This is a genomic window from Levilactobacillus fuyuanensis (genome assembly GCF_003946395.1).
Classification (GTDB): Bacteria; Bacillota; Bacilli; order Lactobacillales; family Lactobacillaceae; genus Levilactobacillus; species Levilactobacillus fuyuanensis.
In genome coordinates, this window is sequence record NZ_RHNZ01000003.1 from 1 (window position 1) to 23,825 (window position 23,825).

The 23,825-nt window shown below is 49.4% G+C and carries 16 protein-coding genes; 6 read left to right on the forward strand and 10 right to left on the reverse strand.

From position 1 onward, the window contains the following. Positions 1-492: 492 nt before the first annotated feature. Genes EKM73_RS01130 through EKM73_RS01140 form a run of 3 tightly spaced genes read left to right on the forward strand, consistent with a single transcriptional unit; the run spans position 493 to position 5,998 of the window. Positions 493-2,262 carry a glycosyltransferase family 2 protein gene (locus EKM73_RS01130; protein WP_225421240.1) on the forward strand — a complete coding sequence of 590 codons (1,770 nt, stop codon included), beginning with the start codon at positions 493-495 and terminating at the stop codon, positions 2,260-2,262. A 14-nt stretch (positions 2,263-2,276) separates the two neighbouring features. Continuing rightward, a complete protein-coding gene (locus tag EKM73_RS01135; RefSeq protein ID WP_125700158.1) occupies positions 2,277-4,118 on the forward strand; it encodes an ABC transporter permease in 1,842 nt (613 codons plus the stop codon). Between the two features lie 23 nt (positions 4,119-4,141). Next, positions 4,142-5,998 (forward strand): ABC transporter permease, encoded by a 1,857-nt coding sequence (locus tag EKM73_RS01140; protein WP_125700159.1) that lies wholly within the window; start codon positions 4,142-4,144, stop codon positions 5,996-5,998. Positions 5,999-6,087: 89 nt separating this feature from the next. Here the strand turns inward: EKM73_RS01140 and EKM73_RS01145 are convergent, their stop codons facing one another. From EKM73_RS01145 to EKM73_RS01160, 4 genes are all read right to left on the reverse strand, one after another. After that, positions 6,088-7,215, reverse strand: coding sequence for a vitamin B12 independent methionine synthase (locus tag EKM73_RS01145; RefSeq protein WP_125700160.1), 1,128 nt, complete (start codon positions 7,213-7,215; stop codon positions 6,088-6,090). Between the two features lie 364 nt (positions 7,216-7,579). Next, complete coding sequence (locus tag EKM73_RS01150; protein WP_125700161.1) at positions 7,580-8,530, reverse strand: zinc-binding dehydrogenase; 951 nt, start codon at positions 8,528-8,530, stop codon at positions 7,580-7,582. Positions 8,531-8,549: 19 nt separating this feature from the next. Beyond that, the gene (locus tag EKM73_RS01155; RefSeq protein ID WP_125700162.1) at positions 8,550-10,070 is read right to left on the reverse strand and encodes an ABC transporter permease/substrate-binding protein; all 1,521 of its coding nucleotides are present in this window, start codon (positions 10,068-10,070) and stop codon (positions 8,550-8,552) included. A 1-nt stretch (position 10,071) separates the two neighbouring features. Then, positions 10,072-11,004: an ABC transporter ATP-binding protein gene (locus tag EKM73_RS01160; RefSeq protein ID WP_125700163.1), complete on the reverse strand. Its 933-nt coding sequence runs from the start codon at positions 11,002-11,004 to the stop codon at positions 10,072-10,074. A 573-nt stretch (positions 11,005-11,577) separates the two neighbouring features. On the opposite strand from EKM73_RS01160, the gene EKM73_RS01165 reads away from it, so the two are divergent. Next, complete coding sequence (locus tag EKM73_RS01165; RefSeq protein WP_125700164.1) at positions 11,578-11,997, forward strand: Lrp/AsnC family transcriptional regulator; 420 nt, start codon at positions 11,578-11,580, stop codon at positions 11,995-11,997. Here the strand turns inward: EKM73_RS01165 and EKM73_RS01170 are convergent. Continuing rightward, positions 11,994-12,938, reverse strand: coding sequence for a zinc-binding dehydrogenase (locus EKM73_RS01170; protein WP_125700165.1), 945 nt, complete (start codon positions 12,936-12,938; stop codon positions 11,994-11,996). The two genes, EKM73_RS01165 and EKM73_RS01170, sit on opposite strands and share 4 nt — an antisense overlap. A 100-nt stretch (positions 12,939-13,038) precedes the next feature. Between EKM73_RS01170 and EKM73_RS01175 the strand changes: the two genes are divergently transcribed. Further along, positions 13,039-13,851, forward strand: a complete 813-nt coding sequence (locus tag EKM73_RS01175) for a MerR family transcriptional regulator (RefSeq protein WP_125700166.1) — start codon at positions 13,039-13,041, stop codon at positions 13,849-13,851. Between the two features lie 615 nt (positions 13,852-14,466). Beyond that, positions 14,467-15,702 carry an ArgE/DapE family deacylase gene (locus EKM73_RS01180; protein WP_125700167.1) on the forward strand — a complete coding sequence of 412 codons (1,236 nt, stop codon included), beginning with the start codon at positions 14,467-14,469 and terminating at the stop codon, positions 15,700-15,702. A 1,287-nt stretch (positions 15,703-16,989) separates the two neighbouring features. Here the strand turns inward: EKM73_RS01180 and EKM73_RS01185 are convergent. The 5 genes from EKM73_RS01185 to EKM73_RS01205 form a co-directional block, all read right to left on the reverse strand. Continuing rightward, positions 16,990-19,128, reverse strand: coding sequence for a WxL domain-containing protein (locus EKM73_RS01185; RefSeq protein WP_125700168.1), 2,139 nt, complete (start codon positions 19,126-19,128; stop codon positions 16,990-16,992). 12 nt (positions 19,129-19,140) lie between these two features. After that, complete coding sequence (locus tag EKM73_RS01190) at positions 19,141-20,175, reverse strand: DUF916 and DUF3324 domain-containing protein (protein ID WP_225421241.1); 1,035 nt, start codon at positions 20,173-20,175, stop codon at positions 19,141-19,143. A 57-nt stretch (positions 20,176-20,232) separates the two neighbouring features. Continuing rightward, the gene (locus tag EKM73_RS01195; RefSeq protein WP_125700169.1) at positions 20,233-20,874 is read right to left on the reverse strand and encodes a WxL domain-containing protein; all 642 of its coding nucleotides are present in this window, start codon (positions 20,872-20,874) and stop codon (positions 20,233-20,235) included. Between the two features lie 250 nt (positions 20,875-21,124). Next, positions 21,125-21,787, reverse strand: a complete 663-nt coding sequence (locus EKM73_RS01200) for a hypothetical protein (protein WP_125700170.1) — start codon at positions 21,785-21,787, stop codon at positions 21,125-21,127. Between the two features lie 499 nt (positions 21,788-22,286). After that, on the reverse strand, positions 22,287-23,657 hold the full coding sequence (locus EKM73_RS01205; protein ID WP_125700171.1) for an amino acid permease: 1,371 nt from the start codon (positions 23,655-23,657) through the stop codon (positions 22,287-22,289). Positions 23,658-23,825 lie beyond the last annotated feature (168 nt).

A 23,825-nucleotide genomic window follows, 5' to 3' on the forward strand; every position in this document is an offset into this window, starting at 1 on the left:
TGCTAACTATCATAAGGGAGAGGCTTTCCCTTTTCAATTGCTTATTTTTCTATTTACACATAATTATTTAAACACTCAAAACGCTCTTTAAATACGGCTGTTTATTTATCGTACAGATGTTAGCCTCTGGGTTCTTTACTGATTTACTCACAACGCTCTTACCCGCCACTAATGGTCAGTTTATGCCGACCCTGGCCAAGGTAATTGTTGATTTCGTACTCTTTATGATCAGTTATCAAATCCAACGTGACTTCATTTTTAAAGAAGGTCCTCAACATGTCTAATCGCCGCCGGGCACTCTATTTCTTGGCAATTCTCCTCTCCGTTATTTATTTGTTATGGCGAATATTCTTCACTATCCCTTGGCATGCAAATTTATTTACGCTCATTTTTGCTCTCTTGCTGGTCCTTAGTGAAATCCTATCAAATATGACTGGATTTATCTTAATCTTCTTTAGAATGCTTTCCACCAAGAAAAAATGGCGACTAGAAATGCCAGACTATAGCACAACACAGCCCCTACCCGATGTGGATATTATTATCGTGACACACAATGAAGAAGTAGATTTATTGCGAAAAACCGTGAACGCCGCGACCTACATTGACTATCCAGATAAGAGTAAAGTTCACGTTGTTATTGCAGATGATGGTAATCGACCCGAGGTTAAAGCCCTAGCCGCACACTACCACATCGGTTACTCGGGAATGGAAGGTAATAAACAAGCAAAGTCTGGAAACATCAATCACACTTTAGAAAAACTGGACTCACCACTATTTGTCATTTTCGACACGGACATGATTCCTTTTTCCGGTTTCCTGCGAAATACGGTACCGCTATTTACCGAAAACTTCCAACAGCTCATCGATGATCCCGATCATACAGAACCGCTGGGCTTTGTGCAGACACCGCAAAGCTTTTACAACGCCGACATCTTTCAGTTCAATCTCTTCTCAGAAAAAATCATTCCCAATGAACAAGATTTCTTCTCCAGAGACATTAACGTGCTGAATGGCGGAAATAAACGCGCCTTATTTACCGGTTCTAATGCGGTATTCTTACGCAAAGCCGTTGATGAAGTCGGTGGCTTTCCAACCGATACCATCACCGAAGATTTTGAGTTGGGAACAATGTTGAACATGGCGGGTTATATCAGTCTAGCGACCAAAGTTCCGCAGTCCAGTGGCATGACACCTATTGATATGAAAGGGGTCATTAAGCAACGAACGCGGTGGGCCCGTGGCGTTATGCAAAGCTGCCGTAACCTGCATATTTTCACCAACCCACACCTGTCACTAATGAACCGAATCATTTTAATTAACACCTACTTTTACTGGTGGGCCTTCTTTCGCCGAATGATTTATATGATTGCCCCAATTCTATACGCCCTATTTAAAATTCAAGTCGTCAACGCAAACTTTTGGATTCTAATGGTGGTGTGGGCGCCGGGATACTTTCTCCTACACTACGTTATGGGAGATACTTCTGGGATGGGCGACACTGCCAAGATTCGTAATGAACGTTGGGGGGAAGTCCAGGAAACATTCTTCGCACCCTATCTGTTCATCCCTGTTATCCTCGAGACTCTGGGACTCAAAGCTAAAAAGTTTAAGGTAACCTCTAAGAATGTCACTTACTCACTCAAGGATAAGCTGTACATCTTGCCATACCTCATTCTGTGGACCATCACCGTAGTTTCGATCATCAAATTCAATTATGGCAAATACGGTTCTGAAATTTTGGTAGGGAGTGTCATCACTTTCTGGCTATTAATGCATTTCATCAACTTAAGCATGTGTCTATTTATTTCAATGGGGCGTCCAGTCTACCGAAAGAACGAGCGCTTTATCCGTCAAGTTCCCGGTAGCGTTCAAGGAAACGACGGTAAATGGCATTCGATGACCACTGAGGATGTTTCTGAAGGTGGCGTGGCTTTCACCACTACCGAAGATTCTGTTGACGACATTGCGGAGGGTGATGACCTCAAACTGACCGTTAAACATCAAGACTTCGATGTACAACTACACGGCAAGGTTGCCCGTATTAGCAACCGCAACGATACATCTATCTACAGTCTACAGGTCCATGTTGCGCCAGATGAGAATCGTGATCACTACCTACAGTTGATTTACGATGGTGCTAATAAGACATTACCAAGTGTCCAAGATACTTGGGTCACACCATTTGATGAGCTTTATATGAACTTGATTGTGCGCGCACGTACTTATGAACGAAAACTAAGTCGGCGCTTTAATCGATTTTAAAAGGAGTCGCTATCATGAGCGCTTGGATTGGATTACTTGTCTACGTATTAGGATTATTGGGATACAACGGCACACTGCGGCGTCTAGGGGTCAGTCCCTACTTGGCTTGGATTACGGCCATGCTCGTTCAAATCCTAATGCTGTACGTTTTTGCTATGGTTGGCATGCTTAACTTGGGCATCCAAATCGTCACCTATTTCGGGATAGCTTTGTTGGTCCTATGGTTCTTATTAAGTTTCTGGCATAAGGGCCAACTGAAGTTTGAAGGAATTCACCTCTTTGACTTCTGGATGATTGGTTTAGGTTTGGCTATGGGGCAAACGCTACTGAAGAGCCCCCTCGTCCACTACGATAATTTTTCCCACTGGGCCGTCATGGTCAAGTTCATGACATTTACTGGCCATCTTCCTGGGGCAACGGATAAATTAATTTCGTTCACCTCGTATCCGCCTGCTACCGCTCTATATATCACGCAATTTGTCCATTGGACTGGGTTTAGCGATGGCACGATGTTAGTCGCCCAATTTATCCTGATCTGGGCTGCTGGTTACGCCATCTTCGCCGGGCTTCGTGACCGTTCGCGTGCCCTAACTGGTTTTATCCTCTGCTTTACATTAGCCATTTCATTTGTCTTCAATGTCGCCATTCGACTAAATAACTTGTTAGTGGATTACGTGTTACCAATTATTGCTGTCGCAGGATTGATTGGCATTTTCGCTTACAGGAAAAAACCAGCGTTACTTTGCATGCACACCGCCATTTTTATTGGGGCGCTCATGTTGGTTAAAAATTCAGCGACTTTCTTTGTTGTCATGATTGGTGTGTACTTCCTGTATACGCTGATTGCCAACGGGCATGGTCATTGGTACCGTCGACTAGCCATGATTCCACTGCAATTTGCGGGAACCATCGGCGTTGGCATCATGCCCTTTCTGTGGTGGGAATGGCACGTTAAACATACGTTTACACTCTCTAAACATCAAATTAGTACCCAGGCCTACTCCAAACAGTTGAATGGCGAAAGTCATCAAGAATTACTTAAAATTGCTCACAAATTTATCGGGCAGATTTTAAGTACCAACTCCCTTTCAACTAAAGGCATTATCCTCATTAACGTCGTGTTAATTGGCATGTGGATTTATATTCGGTTGCGCGCGCATCGCCGGAATAATCTTTTCGGCATGGCGTTTCTTTTGGATATCGTGTTCATTGCCTATTACGGTAGTCTGTTTGGCATGTATATTCTCTCAATGCCTTACGCGGAAGCAATTGTTTTGGATGGTTTTGAACGCTACATGGGAAGTATGGTCATCCTCAACTTGCTCATCGGTTCAGTTCCCCTCGTGCGTGCGCTGGATCGCATACAGTTCGAGCAGAACTTTCAAAAGCGAAACACACAGTCCTTTAAGAGTGCAGCCACCAAAAATGCTTACCAAATCTCTACACTGGTTGTCGGATTTTTCGCTATCACAATGATGTATTCAGAAATTACGGGAACTAATTTTACAAATAAAATGAATCACAACACCTTGCCACTTCAAATGAGTCGTATTGCTAAACCGTGGACCCATTTGAATCACAAAAAGGTCCTAATCGTGGACCCGGAAAAAGTTGACGTCGACGACTACTATGCTGGGTATGTTGGGCGCTACTACTTCTTTACTGATCAGGCAGTCGGTCAAGAAAACTTCATGATGACCCCCAAGGCTTTCAAAGTCGCTGTGGAACACTTTGACTATGTTGCGATACCCGAAACCCACCGAACCTTCACCGTTCTCACTGAAAAAGTCTATCACCAGCATGTAGTGACGGGATTCTTTAAAGTGACGAATCACGGACTAGAACGCATTCATTAATTTACCAAAATGGAGGGACCCTCTTGGCATTCATTGGATTTATTTTCTTCGCTTTGGCTTTGATCGGCTACAGTAGTACGATGCGTTGGCTTCACGTTAATCCTTATTTAACGTGGATTACCGGTATCTTAGTACAAATTTTGTTGCTGTATATCTTTGCCATGCTGGGATGGCTCAGACCTGGCATCTGGATTGTAACCAGCTTGGGTGTTGGCCTATTGCTAGTCAGACTAATTTTAGGTTACTACGGAAAAGTTGCCTTTCATTATGAAGGCTTACACCTCTTTGATGCCTGGATGATTTTTCTAGGCTTCGTGATGGCACTGGTCCTTTTGCGCAGCCCCTTAATTCATTACGACAATTTTTCACATTGGGCAACGATCGTTAAGTTTATGACCTACACCGGGCATTTACCTGGTGCCAGTGATACCATCATTTCTTTTACATCCTATCCCCCTGCAACTGCCCTTTTTATTACGCAATTTGTTACTTTTACAGGATTCGCCTCTGGCACCATGTTGGTCGCTCAATTCATCTTGATTTGGGCCGCTAGTTACGCCATCTTTGCGACCTTACGCGATCGAACACGTGGCCTAAACTCGATGTTGTTATGCCTGACAATTGCCATTTCTTACGTTTTCAATATCAACATTCGGTTAAATAATTTATTAGTCGATTACGTTCTGGCTATCCTCACAATGGCTGCGTTAGTTGGTATATTCATCTATCAACAGCACCCGCGTATGCAGATGGCGCACGTCGCCCTGTTTAGTGGAACACTATTGTTAGTAAAGAATTCGGCGGCATTCTTTGTCGCAATCATCGCCACGTACTACCTGTACATGCTGATCCAACGGTCTTCAACCGCCCATTGGTTCAAGCGCACCGTAAGTACCCTAGGCATTTGGCTTGGGACACTGCTAGTCGGTGCCTTACCCTTCATCGTGTGGGAAATTCATGTCAAAATGACATTTATTACTTCCAAACACGAAATTAGTGCGCAAGCATACTCCAGCCAATTGTCCCATGATGGCTTACAAGGCTTCATTAGCATTGGCCAACAATTCCTCAAACAAATTTTTAACTTAGGGTCCCTATCTACTCAAGGGTTTTTACTCCTAAATATCCTACTGATCAGTAGTTGGGCAATTATTAAATATGCTTGCCATCACCCCAATAACTTATTCAAGCTCCTAGGCTGGTTAGATCTGATTTCACTTCTCTATTACTTCAGTCTACTCGGCATGTATGTTCTATCTATGCCTTACGACGAAGCGATTACCCTAGATGGTTTTGAACGATACATGTCAACAATCGTGGTGCTTAATCTATTTATCGGGGCTATCGTTTTAGTTCGCGTCATTGATGAAACTTTCTATGAGCAGAATTTTGTTGAACGTAGTCCCCGTAATTTCCAATCCATTTGGACCAAGAACGGGTATCAACTGGCCTCATTCTTAGTTATGTTTTTTTCCGTTATCATGATGTACTCCGAAATCAATGGTACCAACTTCACAAATAATTATAATCGGCACACCCTCCCGGTAATGTTAACGAAAATAGCGCGTCCCTGGACCAAACTAAATAACACTAAAATACTGATAGTCGATCCGCAAAAAGTTGAAGTAACCACCTACTATACTGGCTACTTAGCCAACTACTACTTTTTCACCAACAACGCTACCGGTCAGGCCACCTTTAGTAAAAACCGGATAGCCTTCCGCAAAGGCTTAGCCCAGTATGATTATGTCGCCGTTCCAGAATACGACAAAACCTTCACACGCGGGATGAAGAAGAGCTATCACCAACACATTCGTACAGGCTTCTACCGGGTCGCCAATGGTCATCTGTTCCGGGTACCCCTAGCCAAGACAAAATGATTGGCGAACTAAATTGTACAGTAAAGGCCCGGCATGCCGGGCCTTTACTGTACAGAAATAAAAATAAGTCGCGTCCTACCCTAACTAAACTATGCGTCCCAAACACTATCCGAGATCCGCTTGACTAGCTTCAACTTGGCCCACTGCTGGTCCTCCGTCAACTGATTTCCTTCCTCAGTCGAGGCAAAGCCACACTGCGTGGAGAGCGCCAGGTTGGCTAATGGCACTTGTTTGGCGGCGTCCGCGATCCGCGCCTTCACGACAGCCTCATCCTCTAGCTCAGGGAACTTAGACGTGATCAATCCCAAGACTAACCGCTTACCAGCATCGCCATTCCAGATTTTCTTCAATGGCGCAAAGCTTCCGGCTCGATCGCTGTCGTATTCCAGAAACAGCCCGTCATAGTGCAGTGCACCCAGGTAGTCCGCCACGTCATCGTAACCGCCAGAGAACAGGTAAGTCGACTTAAAGTTCCCCCGGCAAATGTGCGTGGTGACCGTCAGATCATCGGGTAACCCTGCCAGCAAGCTGTTGATGACATGAACGGCATCCTCGGCCAGACCAACGTACTTTTGGTGGGCGGTGGCATCGTCAGCCGTCTCATTGAGCTTACTGATCAGAAAGGCCCACGTCGTATCGTCCAGCTGTAAGTACCGGCAACCTAAGTCATAGAAATGCAGAATCGTTTCATGATAAGCCTTGGCCAGGTCATCTAAGTAAGCGTCCCAGGTTTCATAGAATTGGTGCCAGTTGTCACTCCGGTTGTCCCGGAATAACATCGTTGGTGACGGGATGGTCTGCTTCACGACCACACCATCTGGCACCAAACTCTGTAAGTATGTAAAGCTCTCAAAGAAGGGATGGTCCGGGTTAAAGGCAATCTTGCCGACCAAATCCGCATTGTCTGTCCGCGTCTTGCTCCCATGGAATTTATAACTTTGCTGATAGTCGTAGTGTCCCACACCCGCCAGACCCCAGAGAAAGTCCAGATGCCACCAACTGCGGTTGAATTCGCCATCGGTGACCGCCTTCAGGCCGAGGTTGACCTGCTCAGCCACGACACGCTTCGTTTCAGTCCGCTGAACCGTCTTCAATTCGTCCGCCGTAATCTCACCAGCCGCAAATTTTGCCCGAGCGTCCTTCAAGTTCGCTGGCCGTAAGAGACTACCTACAACGTCATACCGGTAAGGAAATGCTTTTAAAGTCGTTGTCGTCATGATAAATTCCTCCTATATTTTGTGATCTGTCATGGGACATAAAAAACGCATGCGTCCCCGAACTAATTGCTTAGCTCAAGGGACGAATGCGTCGTTTTACCACCCTAGTTTACGAGGCCTTCACAGCCCTTGCCTCAACGGTACCTATTGATACCCGGAAAGTTAACGGTTCCTACCGATCAAGTAGCGTGAACCGCTTGATAGCTATCAGGAGCTCATCTTCACGGCTAGTCGTTGACCCATTCTCACCTACCGGGCTCACTGAACAACGACGTCACCACTACTCTTCTCCTAGCTTTTATGACAAATCGATTAGAAATTAATGGTAGTTTAGTCCTCTCAGCGACCACTGTCAAGCAACTTTTTAGGAAAGCACCACGACTTTACCAAAACTATGGTGACTTGCCAAATATTCATGAGCCGCTCGCATGTCGCTCAGTAGAAAGGTTTTAACGGGTGTGACATCAATATCATGGCTGGCGATTAACTGCAAGAGATCTTGAATCCGCGTCACCTGCACATCCCCAGAATAAAATGACGTCAGGTAACAGTCATTGGGAATTCTCATAATCGGATCGAAATCCGTCAGCGTCCATTGCCCACCTAACTGTCCGGTCGAACTCACAATCCCCCCGGAATTCAGGTGAGTTAGGGAATCGGCAACCGTTGCGGGTCCAATCAGATCCAACACGCGATCAAATTTCGCCGAAGTCAGCAATTGACCATCGCGTTCTTCAACGACCGCATCAAAACCGGCCGCCTTCAGCTGATCCGTCTTACCAAGTTGACGGGTAGTTGCCGTCACGGTCACGTCCGCCATCGCGTGCGCTAACTTGGCTGTCGCAACACCGACACCACTGGTTCCGCCACGAACTAACAGCTGATCACCGGCCCGCAATCGCAACCCAAGCAGCGCCCCGTAAGCCGTGTAGTATGTCTCGGGCACCGCTGCCAACGAGGCCCACGGCAACTCAGTGGTTACCGGGAAGATCTGTGCGTTGGGAACGAGCACGTACTCCGCATAACTCCCATCGTAGGCCCGCCCCATTTCACCCATAAAGGTGATCACCGTCTGCCCCACGGATAGCCGTGTTTCTTCAGTCGATTCGGCGACCGTGCCGACTGCCTCAATTCCTAGGATTCGTGGAAACGCGACGCTGGGTGACTTCCCCTCACGCGTAAAGACCTCCGAATGGTTGACCCCACGACCCTTGACTTGAATCAACGACCAGCCTGGCTTGACCTTGGGCGTGGGAACCGTCACATTTTCCAATACCGCCGGTTCTCCCGGATGACGCACGATAACTGCTTGCATCCTGCTAACTTCCCTTCGATTAATCTAATAACCCATGACTCTTCAAATATTCCCGGGCCACCGTTGCTGCCTTCTCGTGCTTAACGGTCACCTTATAGTTCATCTTCTGCATATCGGTCGTCGACACCTTGCCAGCCAGTTTATTCAGCGTGGTCCGTAATTCAGGATGGTCCGTCAACAACTTTTCAGTCATCAGTGGCGCCCCCTGATAGGGTGGGAAGAATCCCTTGTCATCCTTCAGCACAACTAAATGATACTCCTGAATTTCGGGGTCGGTCGTATAGCCATCGACCAGGTTGACCTTGCCGTTCGCAATCGCCTTGTAACGAATTGACGGCTCCATGGTCTTAGCACTCGCAAACTTCAGGCCATAAGTCTTGCTCAGCCCAGGATAGCCATCCTTGAGTTGATAAAAGTCCGGATCAAAACCTGCGTGGATCTGGCCTTCAACTGCCGTCAAATCGGAAATCGTCTTTAACTTATATTTCTTGGCAAATTGCTTGGTGACCGCCAAATCGTATCCGTTTTGATACTGCATTGGCTTCAGGTAAGCCATCTGATCCTGCGACTTCAGGGCACGCTTGGCGACCTGATAAGTCGTCTGAGGATTATGACTCGCCGACTTCTGCCCAGTGACCAGCGATTCCAGCACCGTCCCCGTAAACTCGGGATAAATATCAATGGAACCCGACTTCAACGCCTTGAATAAGAAGGAAGTTCCCCCAAAGTTGGCCTTGGTCGTCACCTGCATATTCGGATGGTCGTGCTCAATTAGATCCTTATACATGTTGATCAGGATCTCCGGTTCGCTCCCCATCTTCCCGGCAATGGTAATGTCGGTCGTCGGACTGGCAATCTTACGGTAGCCCGCAAAGCCTCCAATCAAGACGATCAAGGTAAGTACCACGAGGCCGGCCTTCTTAAACGACAGCTTACCCAGCCAATCGATACCAGCACCAAAGACCAGCGCCAGAATGGCTGACAGGACGGCCCCGATGATCAGGAGAGCATTGTTGTTGGTTTCGATTCCCAACAGGATGTATGTCCCCAGCCCACCGGCACCGATCAAGGCGGCCAGCGTGGCGGTCCCAATGATCAGGACCATCGCGATTCGAATCCCCGAAACAATCATGGGCATCGCCAAGGGTAACTCAATTCGAAATAACTTCATCCGGCGGGACAGGCCAAATGCCGTCGCGGCTTCTTCTAGGTTGGGATCAATCGTCGTCAGTCCAGCATAAGTATTTTGAAAGATCGGCATCACCGCGTAAATCACCAACGCAATGATTGAGGGTACGGTCCCAATCCCCACAATGGGAATGAGAATCCCTAACAGTGCCAGACTGGGAATCGTCTGGAGGACACTGGTAATCTGCAGCATCACGTTGGCCGAACGCTTGTGGTTCATCAGCAGGATCGCCAACGGAATGGCAATCACCGCCGCAATCAACAGCGAAATCAGGGACAGGCCAATGTGTTGCCCAATGGAGCGGACAATGTCGTCACCCTGCGTCTTTAAAATATGAATAATCGCTTGCAACTTAGTCCGCCTCCTTCGCTGCTAAATAGTCCAACAGGTCCGGCGTGCTGAGTGCACGTGGCCCCTGCGGTGTCGTCACAACCACCGGCGTTGCCTGTTTCAAGGCTGCCGCTAATTCACTGATTGGCGCGTCGGCGGCCAAGGTTGCGGTGGCCGTCGTTGCCTGGCCATAACCCGCATCCAGTAGCGTCTGAATCGTTGCGGGTTGTGGCGTGTATTCGTTTTGGAAAAAGCCGCGCACAAAATCATTGGCCGGATGCTGCATGATTTCCTCGCCCGTCCCAATCTGTTGAATATGGCCCAACCGCATCACTGCGATGTGCTGCCCGAGGCGCAAGGCTTCGTGCATGTCATGGGTTACAAAAATAAAGGTCATGTCGAGCTCGCGATGTAGACGCAAGACCAGGTCCTGCAACTGTTTCCGCGAGATTGGGTCCAGCGCGCTAAACGGCTCGTCCATCAACACGACTTTAGGCTTGATGGCTAACGCCCGAATAATACCAACTCGTTGCTGTTCTCCACCAGATAGTTCGCTAGGCATCCGCGTCGCATACTGGTCCGGGTCGAGATCGACCTGAGACAACAGATGCCGGGCCCGCGCAATCCGGTCCTTACGTGGCCACCCCAGAGACTCCGCCTGAATGGCAATATTTTCCTGAATGTTTAGATTGGGAAAGAGGGCAATGTTTTGCAGCACGTAGCCCATCTGTAACCGCAATTGTTTTAAGTCATAATCAATAATCCGTTTATCATCAAAGTAGATGTTGCCATCGGTCGGTTCGATCAGCCGGTTCAGCATCTTGAGGGTGGTCGTCTTTCCACTCCCACTCGGTCCCACCAGCACGAAGAAATCCTGGGTCGGAATCGTTAAATTTAACTTGTCCAACGCCAGGTTGTTCTCATACTGCTTGCTCACATTTTTAAATTCTATCATGCTGTCCTCCATGCCCTGCTTTGTTAGTGGTTAAAAATTATCGCCTGCGGCTGCCAGGGATTCTGCCTGCTGTGGGGACCGCCTACAGCCAAAGTGCGGGCTTCCGGCTCGGTTTGAAACCTCGCAAAGTTCATGCGAGTTTCCAAACGCATCCCGCGGTGTAAGGCCGGGAAGGTTCATCCCGGTCTAACACCGCCGTCACGGCCGGCGCCATCCCTGGCCTCCTCCGGCTAAGCTAGTTTTTAAACACAACCACCAATCAGAATTTCAATTCTCTTTAAAATCATCGTCTGATTCCAACACTCAAATTTCACTAATGTCCAACTAGCTTTCCCGCCAAATCAAAAGCTCGCCCATGCCAGTCCTAGCCATCACCCATTCAGGCGATGTTTTGACCGGCACCAAGCAAGCCCTATAGTGCCTAATTATACTAATCTTCTTAAAATTACCTAGGAAAACGCCTCACGAATTTCGCGATACAGTAGAGTCTACTTTACAGCTTTTTGACGCGACTGTTAATATTAGAAATAAAGAGTTTTGTCCCAAAATACTTATAAAGTAAGGTGTTGTCCTGTGCTCGATCAAACTGACGCTCAAATCTTAAAGGAACTGACGAAAAATTGCCGTATCAAGGTGAACCATCTCGCCCAACGCGTACATTTAACCGCGCCGGCCGTGACTGCGCGCATCAACCGTCTCGAGGATACCGGCGTCATCAAACGGTACACCATTGAGGTCGATACCGAAAAATTAGGCTACGATCGGCAGATTTTTATCCGGGCAGCGATGAAGGACGCCCAGCAACGCACTGAATACAGTGACCTAATCAAGCGTCATCGCAACGCTATTCGCCACCACTACCGTGTGACCGGCGACATGCCGTACCTTATCGAAGGTGCCTTTCATTCACGCACAGAGCTCAACGACTTCCTGTTAGAACTAGGAGAAGTCGCAACCTACAAGGTCATCGGCGTCATCGACCAGTTGATCTAGTCGTTGTCCACGATGACCTGGCCCATGTCCCGACTCGCCATCACGTAGTCGTGAGCATCGCGAATATCGGCGAGCGTGAAGACCTTGGCAATCGGAATTTCTAAATGGTGCTTGGCAATCAGACTAAACATTTCGTCCACCAAGTCTTGTTGCACATTGGTCGAATCGAAGAACGTCAGATACTTATCCGACAGCGTGAATGGACTGAATTCCTTAGCGACCCATTCGCCCGCCAGCAAACCGATCAACGTGACCACGCCGCCCTTGCTGAGGTGCGCAATCGAATCGGCCATCGTGACCGTCCCGACCATGTCGATGATACCGTCGTACGTTTCTGTCGTTACCAACGAATTGTCACGATCGAGGATAGCCTTGTCGGCACCATTCTTGACCAACTCTGGCAACATCTCTTCACGTCTACTCGTGGCCGTCACGGTCAGGCCCATCACCTTGGCCAGCTTAATAGCCGATAACCCCACGGCACTCGTCCCACCGCGTACCAGTAACGACTGGCCAGCTTTGAGCGACAGTGATTTGAGGGATCCCAGTGCCGTGTAGAAGTTTTCGGGATACTGTGCCAGCGTTACCCAGTCACCAGCATAGTCGACGGGGAACAGGTTGGTATCGTCGATCAGTGCGTATTCCTCATAGCTGCCGTCGACTTCGCGTCCCAGGCCACCCATCATGGTGATGACCTTTTGCCCCACTTTAAATTTGCCGTCCGCAGCCGCCTCGTGAATTTCACCCACGGCTTCAACACCGATTACTCGAGGAAACTTCACGTCGGGTGACCCACCGGCACGGGTCAACACTTCGTAGCGGTGCACGCCAAAGGCATGAATCCGCATGACCGATTGCGTCTTCGTGGCCTTTTGGATGGGCCGTTCAACAATATTCATGACGCTGGTATCCCCTGGTTCGTTAATGACAACTGCTCGCATAATTAATTACTCCATTCTATTTTTGAGTTTGCTTATTCAATGAGTTTAGTATAAGGTGTACCGTAACGTTACAGTCAAGCAAACGAACTGGAGATGTCCCATGTTAACCATTCAGAAATTCGCCAAGCTAGCCGGTACGACTCGTCGGACGCTGATTTTCTACGATGAAAAAGATTTATTCAAGCCGAAGGAAGTCGCCACCAATGGCTACCGCTACTACGACTATGATCAGCTTTATGAAGCCACCTTTATCTTAGAATTGCGCCAGTTAGGCCTCTCGATTTCAGAAATCAAGACGCTAAATTCTGCAGTGGACTCGCACACGTTAAACGAGAACCTCAAGGACGTTCTGGCAAAGATCAATACCCAGATGGATAATTTAAATATTCTACGGGCAACGCTCAATACCCGCTTCAATCAGCCGGCCGAAGTCACGGACAGTGTTCGCAACCAGCCGTTCGTCGAGACGGCCCCGGCCGCTCTGTTCTGTCGTTCACGACAGTCCGTGGCCTGTACCGAAGAAGAAATCGCCGAAATCTACGCAGACTTCTACGAGCGTCTTGGCAAGCTCAAGCTGGTCAACAAGCAGGACTCCGGCTTCCGCACGCAATTGCCGAATAGCGATGCTAACCGCTACCCTGACGCCTCTTTCTGTATTCTGAAGGCCGTCACGGCAACGACGGATACCGGTGACCTGCCCCGTTTGGAAAAACCAGCCGGCGACTACGTCTCAATCAACACCACTAACGATACTAAACATATCTGCATTGGTCTGCGAATTCTAGCCGAATATATCGCCAAAAACCATATTCAGATTAACGACCACCTGTGGCAAATGAACCTGGACGAAAACTTCACGAGCAAGGGTGCCTCCAATCTGGTGCGGTTACAGTATCAGATTCAAGCGCAATAATAGTTCGCCTGCGGCTGCCAGGGATTCTGCCTGCTGTGGGGACCGCCTGCAGCCAAAGGACGGGCTTCCGGCTCGGTTTGAAGCCTCGCAAAGTTCATGCGAGTTTCCAAACACGTCCCACGCTGTAAGTACGGGAAAAATTCATCCCGGTCTAACACCGCCGTCACAGCCGGCGCCATCCCTGGCCTCCTCCGGCTAAACTAACTTTTACTATTAACACTAACTAGATACTTTAGCTCATCCTTGCGCCAACTATGCCGTGAAACTATCATTAACATATACCCATCTGTAATATTCAAAATAGCTTACCTCTCTAGAGTCTGGGACAAAACCCCAGGCTCTTTTTCTACGCCACTTTATATAGTCGAGACGTGCGCCAGAAGACAGCCAGTTCCGCTTAAACCTGATAACCAAACAATCCAGGCCCGGGATTATTCGGTTATCAGCCTTAATACTCGCTGGCTAATCGCCTTTTGTCCCACTCTGTTTACTATCAATTCCCCCAGACAGTCGCGTGTTTCTTGACCACCCCTGCAAAAAGTGCTGTAATCAAGTTAGTTATCACCCTAATTTCGTTAAAACCGGGTGGCCATATTTAAAATGAGGTGGAAGAACATGGATGAAGTTGTTCAAGCGCTGAGCGATATTGTGAAGATGAATACCGTTAATGGTGCTGAGAAGCAAGTAGCAGATTACATTGCTACACTCCTGGCAAAGCATAATATTGAAAGTAAATTAGTTGAATACGCTCCTGGACGGGCTAGCTTAGTTGCCGAAATTGGTGACGGTAACGGTCCCGTTGTCGGATTCGATGGTCACGCCGACGTCGTTGCCTTAGGTGACGCGGACAAGTGGAAGGTCGACGCCCTCTCCGCCACCATCAAGGATAACCTGATGATTGGCCGGGGAACTTCCGACATGAAGTCTGGCTTGATGGCCGGGGTCTGGGCCATGATTCATTTACAAGACAGTAAGGTACCCTTACACGGAACGTTGCGCTTGATGGCCACGGTCGGTGAAGAATACGGCCAATACGGGGCCAAACAACTCGCCGAAACCGGTTACGCCAAGGATCTCGATACGCTGATCGTCGGTGAACCTAGCGGAGTCGCCAAGCAACTATTGATGCAAAAACAAATTCAATACATGTTGCAGGCCGACCAAGCCGCCGCGCAGAAGTTATCCGACGCCAACCACACCGGTGAACAACACTTCATCGAGCTGGCCCACAAGGGGTCCCTGACCTACACGGTACACTCTAACGGGGTCGCTGCACACAGTTCCATGCCTGAAATTGGCAAAAACGCCATCACACCCTTGATGGCTTTCTACCAAAAGGAAGAGGAATACTTCGCTTCCATCAAGAATTACCGCAACCCAGTTCTGGGACCGGTAACCCCCGTCGTCACGATGGTTCGTGGTGGGGAACAGATCAACACGGTGCCTGCCAGCGCTGACTTGTCCGTTAAGATTCGGACGATTCCAGAATTGCCTAACGCTGACATGACGGTCGCTATCAAGGAAATCATTGCCGACTTAAACGCCGCCGGTGCCGACCTGACCTTGGATATTCTGAGTGACTTGCGGCCCATGCACACCATGGAAGACGCGCAATTAGTCACGGTTGCCCGTGAAGTTGGGGAAGACAATTTGGACCAGAAGTTGCCATTGATTGGTGTCCCCGGTGGCACCGACGCCTCATCCTTCCTGGCCGCCAACCCTGATATTGACGTGGTCATCTTTGGACCGGGTAACATCACGGCGCACCAGGTTAACGAATACGTCGACTTGGACATGTACCACCGCTTCATCACGATTTACGAGCAAATGGTCACTAAGTTATTGAAATAAGCATTTTCTGTAAGACTGCATCAACTCGTTTTAAAAGAGCTGGATGCAGTCTTTTTTGTTACCTTGAACGCACACTACCACCTTCGGCTGCCAGAATTCCGCCTGCTATGGGGACCGGAGAAAGCCTGAGGAACTGTCTTTCTCCTCGGTTTGAAGCCTCGCAAACCCCGCGAAGCTCCAAACACGTCCCACGGTGTAAATTGGCAAGACCAGCCAATTAACGCCGTCGACACAGCTGGCTCCATTCTGGCTTCCTACGGCTACAATACAGTATTCAGTCTACAACCAGTTCCAATCTAATTATTTCCTCAAAAACTATTTCTCCCTCTACTTACTACTAATGTAATTTTTGCTGAATCTGTCTCACAAATCTGGTTGATGCATTCATTATGAATCACGCACATCCAACAAATGCTGATACAACAACTGATATTAATTGTTAGTTCAACTAACTTATCGCACCAACCTGACAGGTAAACCATATCGTTATTCTGCCAATGGCTTATGGTCAACAGTTGCCGTAGCTGGCGGAGGTCGGAGATGGAGACAGCCGTGACAATGATGTTAGTCCGGGCGATTGCTCTTCCCCGGAGTTACATCATGGGACGCGTTTGGAAACTCACATGTACTTCGTGAGGTTTCAAACCGAGTCGGAAGCCCGTCCTTCGGCTACAGACGTTCCCCACAGCAGACGGAATCTCCGACAGCCGTAAGCGACAACTCTTGACCATAATTCCATATACAAAATGGCGCCCGGGCTTTAGGCCTGGACGCCATTTCGTGGCTTTGATGAAACTTGGTTAATCTGTTAGCGATAAAATCGTTGCATATCAGCTTTCTGTGGTAGGGTGATTCGTCTGTGATCTCCCAAATTGATTGACAGCTTGACCTGCACACCTAACGACTGAATGCCGTCCAGCTTCGGTTAGACTGGCATCCCCGGTGAGCGAGTTTGGTTTTGGATACTTGAGCGTAAGTGACTCACTTGCTTGAACAACACTGTCCCGAAAAGCACAGCTCCAATCGGATATCCCGGTTCTGGCGGCTTCCGAAACGTGCTACCCAAGGCAGGTTCCTGCGCTTAGCAACCTAAGTGACTCACTTGCTTGAACAACACTGTTCCGAAAAGCACAGCTCCAATCGGATATCCCAATCCTGGCGGCTTCCGAAACGTGCTCGGTTGGGCTGACCCCTCCGCTTAACCCGGATAAGCACCGGCTCGGCTCCGCCAAGCTGGCACTTATCCACGTTAATGCTCAGGGTCAAGCGCCCGCCCTCGCACTCTTATCATTGTGGTGCGTCCTCCAGCGTCCAGGTAATGCTCCCGGAATAATTTCCAGGTGTCGTCCCCGAATCTACTGCAAGTAGAACACCGGACTTCTTTTCCCAATGCGCTGCGACGTTGAATTTACCGTCGAGGTTGGCATCGGTCATCGTGTGCGTCAGCACTGGCGTTGGGTTGGCGCCAATCGGCGTTACCCCACGCTTGCTGACATACACGGGACCGCCGCCTAGCTTGACACCGGTTTCGCTAACGAACGGCGATGCCTGTGCCATCAGCGTCCATTGAGATCCCGTCCCGCGGGTATCCTGAACCACCAATTGCCAATCACCATCCCGGTGCACCAACTGATTTTTATCCGTCAGTGTACTGTTCTGAAAACTTTCATTTGGCGAAATATAACTAAACTTTAATTCACCAGTCACCGTGATGGTCACGGTAACCAGATTGGACTTATCACCATCCGCCGTGACGGCCTTGAGCGTCAAGGTATTCTTCCCCTGACGTAGCATCTCATTGGTCACCGGCAGGGTAAACGTCCCGTCGGCGTTGAGTGCCACATCTGGTAATTTTGCCTTGTTCAAGGTCGCCACGAGTTTGGCAATCGGTCCGTTGGTGGTATTAGTCGCCATATCGACTCTCCCAGCCACGGTGGTCCCCTCTTGTGCCTTCAAGTTTACCGTCTGCCCACTGGTAACGGTCAAGTTCAAATCGACGCTCGGATTAATCGTGAACGCCGGCGTCTCAACCGTTCTAATCAAGGCGTTAGACGAGAAAGTACTTGATGTGCGTGCCACCTTTGTTGTCTTGGACACCGGTGCCACCCGCCCAGTCAGGCTGATGGTTGCGGAGGGGTATGCGCTATCCATCGCGTAACCCAACTCGGTAAGCAACTGGTTGTCCTTGATGTTGCTGACGTCCAAGGTTTCAGGAACACGGTCACCACTATAGGTGATCTTGGCTTCCTCGAAATTAATGGACTCGGGAAGTTTCAAATTAGCGATAATGCTCGACCAGGGTTGCCGGCCAGAACGATAGTCCAAGTGGTAGTCGAGACGAACTTGGTCGTTAGCGACCGTCGTCCCACGATCCTGAATCTCCCGTTCACGCGTCAGATCGGTCAAGGTCGTTCTTGTATCTGCCTTGACGTTTCCCGGCGTGTCTTCGAAGACGACTAGGTTGTTACTCCACCTGGACCCCGTGGCGCCGGTAATTCCCCAGCGGACCCGATTCGAGCCAGTGGGATCAATGACCTTCTGATTCAGCCGAACCGTTCGACTGACTCCCGGCTGTCGTTCCCCAGTTTGTGGATTCTTGTCATTGAACGTGTAGGTCATCGTTTCCGCCAAATCATTCCAATGAATGGTGACGTGATGCCACTGCCCGTTCGCCAAGAACCCTGGATTCTTAGAGTTGGTAATCAGTCCGTTGTGTTGGAGGGAATAGTAATAATTGGTTTTCGTAATGCCCCACGTGCCAGGATCCACGTACTGATGATACGTCGTGGCTAGACCTGGATACGATGACGCGATGTGGGCCGTTGGGTAGCCGACATCGAACGAATTTCCCTGACCGGCAGCGTGTCCACCGGTTTGGTTGTTAAAGGCCGTATCGAATTCTACTGCCCAACTATTCTGAATTGCCGTATTCGCAATTCCCGCACTGGCACTTTGGACGGGGTTCTTATCGATTCCAAAGACACCCAGCGTTTCCCCAATCACGCCGAATCGGCCAAATTTGGGACTCGCGTCAATGCCATTCGAATCATTCTGTAAAACGAAAGCCATGCCATCGGCCGCTTTCGTTCCCTTGTCACCAAAGTACATCCACATTGAGACTGTTTCGTCCTCTTTTAAATTAAAGTAGTTATCGTTCGTCGACCAAACTGCGCCAAATTGATTTGAGCCGTTAGTCAGGCGTGCTGCTTGCGTATTCGGAGCGGCCGGATTCGTTGTATCAACCACAGCAGCAGAGCTCATGCTAGCTGTCCCTAAGGTCATAATAGCATCCGTCTTGTCCAATAGAATTCCTTGCGGCGCCGTTGCCAGCGCATTCGAGTAATCACTATCGGCATGGGCCGTTAGCCCATTGCTTAGGGTCACTGCTAGTAGAATCAAGCCGGCGCTCAACCACCGTTTGTGCAACGTAATTCCTCCTTACTTCGTGTCGGGTGTGTGTCGGTTGCGATAGATGAGATAGCCAATGATGGCTAACAGGATGATGATCAAGAGTACCAGTAACAGGTACAACAGGTAATTTGGTTGGGTCGGGGTCAAAGCGTGCCGGTTCAGTCGCTTGATGGTTGGGCCGTTGATCGCGAAGTTGCGGACGAACCGCCACTGTTGATCGCCGGATTTTGCCGTCAAATACAACGTATAATTACCGGCAACTAAGGCCTCGTTGCCCCAAGGAATCCCGAAGTTGAAGTTACTGTTCGGTGCCATCCCCATCTGTCCTTGCTTCTGCGACAGTAGGGTCTGGTTACTCCCCGCCTTGGTCACCCGGGCGTTGACGGATAATTTCTGAAGAATTCCGGGTTGAAAATTCTGGAGATTAGCCGTCACGTAATTCCGGGCGTTGATCTGCGCAGTGGCCACCCGATCTAACCGGAGGTCGGGCTTCACGGTCGCCCCTTCTTGCAGGGACAAGCCAATAGCATACGCAAAGGCGTTCTTAATCATGATTTGACCGTCAGACTTTGCGTTCTCAGGATTCAATTGGGCCACATAAATGCCACCCAAAATAATGCCACGAATCTTCTTGGCGGGCATCGTATAGCTCAGACTGACCTGCTTTTGTCCGTTTGCCGGAATGGTCACCGTTTGGGTGGCATCCTTGGTAAAGATATCGGCAGTGCCGACCTTCAGGGACGAATCCCGCTTCGGGTTGGACTGACTATAATCGATGACCCCGTTATTATTAGTGACTGCCTGATTCACGCTGATGCGGAATTTTTGGGTCCGGTTACTGGTGTTGGCGACCACAACTTGTAGCTGTTGCGTTTGACCCGGCTTGACCCGTAAATCAAAGTACGACACCTTTTTCGTAATCTGATTCGCCGGTAATACCGGTCGGACCGTGTAACCCACGTTGTTCTCCGCCGTCTTAGCGGCGCGCGCCGTGGGCAAACTCCAAACCATCGCAATTAACGCGAGACTGACTGCCAATAAGATCTTCCATCCACGTTTCATCACATGCGCCCCCCTCATCACACAATGACGCCCCAACGACACAAATCAACGACTAACTCATTGTGGCGTATCGTTCAGCTGCCAGGTCATCGTTGACGTGTAAGTCCCACCAAGTTGCCCTGATGGTACCGCCAATGAAATTTCAGCCAAACCGTAGTTAGCATCCCAGATGCCCAAACCACCTTTAGCAACAGCGTTGTAGACAACCGCATTGGTGCCAGTACCGTCAAGCTTAAACGCTGAAGCCGTTGGTGCCGTGGAAGGGTTGCCCGTGTTGGCAGCCGCGATGTCAGGTTCACCCAATGAAAGGACGGCGCCCTTCAGAGTGTCCCCAGCAGCGTCCGTAAACGGCGTATTCTTCACTTGAACGTTCCAGCCACTTGGTAGCCCAGGGTTGGAAACTTCAACTGGATTGTCCGCCGTCGTTGCGTTATACGTCATATCAAGCTTGCCGTTTGGGGTGGCGTTGGCGCCGAACCCGATATTAGGTGCCGAGTCCAGTGCAATTGTTGCGTTGGGACTCGTATCGAATTCAGCCGTGGTCGTAGTCGTCTGTGAGGTTGGCCCACTACTACTGCTATCACTAGCGCTACTGGACGTATCGGTCGTTGCCGCAAAGGCAGGCACCGCACCGATTCCCAGTGCTAAGGCTGCGACACCACTTAGCAGTGCAGCCTTCTTCATTAACTTTCGAGTCATGTTACTCACTCCTCATATTTGCTAAATTTATACCTCCCGATTACCCGTTTTAGCAAACATGGATGGCCCCGGTAATGGCTAAGCCACCCGTGACGTTACAGACTAAATTATTCCGTGCTGGCCACCTTGTTCACCAGCCGTCTGTCCGAAGCCGTGTCTTACTTGTCTCTACATGCTTGATTCACTAGATGATGATACCCGGTGGTAAATAAAAAGGCCAGCTTTTCGCTGACCTTTCGTAACTAGTCATTTAGTGATGGAAATCGTCCACCGTTAATCCCCTTAAATCATTAATCCACTGGGTAGTTTCTTGATCCGTACCCGAGGTTACCTGGAAACCTAGCGGCGTGAATAACGCTGCTACGGCGGCCCATTGAAGCTTGCTATCAACTAAAAAACTACCTGCCAATTGCCGGCGCTGTTTGACGGTCACGGGGACCGCGCTGACCGTTAATAAGTTCACCGCCAATTGGTCGGCCAAAAGCTGTTGCCATGCCGGTTCACTGAGGGGTGAAATGACCTGGCGCGGTGTTGCCAACGGCACGACTGGCCCTTCACGTAAGAGCAACTTTTGCCAGCGCATCGCCTGTCCGGCCAACACGCCGTAGAACTGCCACGGCACTTGATTGCCGATCCGCTGAAGCGTTGTCGCCGTTAGGGTTGCGACGTCCCACTGAACCTGGTCTTCACCTTGCGCCAGCGCCGTTTGAAGCCATTCGCTAAAGAAGCGTTGTATGGTGGCGTCGACGATTGGGGACAACTTGCTCCCCTGCACCAAGTGATACCGACCAAGCAAGAAGTCCTCGACCTGGTCCCAGCCAATGGTGCGACTGGCTTGTTGCTGTTTACGTCGCCGAATTTGCCGCAACTGTTTGAGACGACTCGACTTACCATAATTCCCTGGACGACTCATATTTTGCCCCTTTTCCTTCGTATTTTGAGTGTAAATTTTGTTGAATTCGCTTAAAATAGCACCAAAAATCGATGCAGATTTGGACGCTCTACCAATGAAAACTGACTGTTCATTTTGGGTAAGCATCCGACTGACCCTAGAATTGATTGAAACGTGCTAAAAGTATTATAGTCATTTTCATCTAAAAATAGCCAGCTAATCCAACACAAATTGTGTCATGACTAGCTGACTATTGATGATTTACGATTATTAAGAGCGAAGCCCCCGGCGATGACAGACAATTACCTGACTAACGACTACCCCGCCGGAGGAGGACAGGATGGCGCCGGCCGTGACGATGACCTTAGCTGGCGTTTTAGGCCAGGTTAGGTCATGGGACGAGCTTGAAGACGGCTGAATTTTGACGGCTTCAAGTCGAGGTTCAAGACCGCCCTTTGGCTTGGACCGGTCCCCACAGCAGGCAGAATTCTGGCAGCCGCAAGCGACAATCGTTAGCCAGTTACAGGGTCTTTTCTTCCTTTTCGCGCGGCTGGTACTTTCTGAAGTAGATGAGGGTCATGATGGCCAAGAAGACGACCCCAACCAGGATCGATACCCGCGTCTCAGGATTCAGGAACATAAAGATCAGCGTAATCGCCAGGAAGACCAGCGTCACGTAGTTCGACCATGGCGCGAATGGCATCTTGAACGGATGAGTGGCCATTTCTTTTGGATTCTGTTTGCGGAATTCAATTTCACTGATCAGAATCACGAACCACGGTACCATACCGGGCAGGACACTGGAGCTGTAAACCATGACGAAGATCTGGCTGGCATCCTTGAAGAACATCGGTAAGACCACGTTCAACACGACCCCGATACCAATCCCGATAGAAATCGCGATAACGGCGTATACGGGCACCCCATGACGATTCAGCAGCGTCACTTTTCGTGGTAACTGTTTCTTTTCTGCCAGGGTAAAGGCCATCCGACTGGCACTGTAGATTCCAGAGTTCGACCCGGACAGTGCGGCCGTGATCACCACGAAGTTGATGATTGAGGCAGCAGCGGTAATCCCGATCTTAGCAAACGTCTGCACGAATGGTGACCCAATCTGATTCAGCTGGTCCCATGGGTAGATGCTGACGATAACGAAGATGGCCCCCACGTAAAAAATCAGAATCCGGGCAACGGTCGACCGAATCGCCGTCACCAGCGTGTGTTGGGGATTCTCGGCTTCACCGGCCGTGACCCCGATTAACTCAATTCCTTGATACGACGCCAGCACAATAGCTAACGCGAAGATAAACCCTTTGGCACCACCGGTGAAGAACCCACCGTGCGTCCACAGGTTACTGATTCCGACGGCGTGACCGCCATTCCCAAACCCGAAGAGAATGACCCCCAGGCCGGCAATAATCATCAAGACAATCGTGACAACTTTGATCAGGGCAAACCAGAATTCTAGCTCCCCGAACATCTTAACCGAAATCAGGTTGGCAATACATAGGAAGGTAATCGCCACCAACCCAGGAATCCAGTCCGGCAAGTTCGGCCACCAGAAACGGAAGTAGCCGCCCAACGCAATCATTTCACTCATCCCCACGACGATGAATTGGAAGATATTACTCCAAGCCGTGAGATACCCAAAGACGGGGTGCATGTATTCGGAAGCAAATGTCGCAAAGGACCCGGTTGTGGGGTGAACGTAGAGCATTTCCCCTAAGGCCCGCATAATTAAGTATAGAAAAACACCAGAAATAATATAGGCGATGAGGACGGAAGGTCCCGTCCACTTGATTGTGGAACCAGACCCCATAAATAATCCAACGCCGATCGTCCCGCCCAACGCAATCATCTGCATTTGGCGTGCGCTTAGTCTTCTTTGCAATCTAATTCCTTCTTTCTATCCCCTATTAAAAGGATTATTCGTTTTAAAGATTAAAAGTATATGAGAATATGCTACCTGGTTCTGGGCAATTAAGCAACTGCTTTTTAAATAACCGGGTGAATATTCATAAATGCCAACCCCAATTATGCCGCAACAGCGGCGTTTATT

Bases quoted from the DNA above. Each gene is read 5' to 3' on its own strand.
- EKM73_RS01170 (WP_125700165.1), bottom strand. From the start codon at position 12,938: ATGCGAGCAGTTGTCATTAACGAACCAGGGGATACCAGCGTCATGAAT.
- EKM73_RS01190 (WP_225421241.1), bottom strand. From the start codon at position 20,175: ATGAAACGTGGATGGAAGATCTTATTGGCAGTCAGTCTCGCGTTAATT.
- EKM73_RS01195 (WP_125700169.1), bottom strand. From the start codon at position 20,874: ATGACTCGAAAGTTAATGAAGAAGGCTGCACTGCTAAGTGGTGTCGCA.
- EKM73_RS01135 (WP_125700158.1), top strand. From the start codon at position 2,277: ATGAGCGCTTGGATTGGATTACTTGTCTACGTATTAGGATTATTGGGA.
- EKM73_RS01150 (WP_125700161.1), bottom strand. From the start codon at position 8,530: ATGCAAGCAGTTATCGTGCGTCATCCGGGAGAACCGGCGGTATTGGAA.
- EKM73_RS01200 (WP_125700170.1), bottom strand. From the start codon at position 21,787: ATGAGTCGTCCAGGGAATTATGGTAAGTCGAGTCGTCTCAAACAGTTG.
- EKM73_RS01130 (WP_225421240.1), top strand. From the start codon at position 493: ATGCCAGACTATAGCACAACACAGCCCCTACCCGATGTGGATATTATT.
- EKM73_RS01160 (WP_125700163.1), bottom strand. From the start codon at position 11,004: ATGATAGAATTTAAAAATGTGAGCAAGCAGTATGAGAACAACCTGGCG.
- EKM73_RS01180 (WP_125700167.1), top strand. From the start codon at position 14,467: ATGGATGAAGTTGTTCAAGCGCTGAGCGATATTGTGAAGATGAATACC.
- EKM73_RS01175 (WP_125700166.1), top strand. From the start codon at position 13,039: ATGTTAACCATTCAGAAATTCGCCAAGCTAGCCGGTACGACTCGTCGG.
- EKM73_RS01145 (WP_125700160.1), bottom strand. From the start codon at position 7,215: ATGACGACAACGACTTTAAAAGCATTTCCTTACCGGTATGACGTTGTA.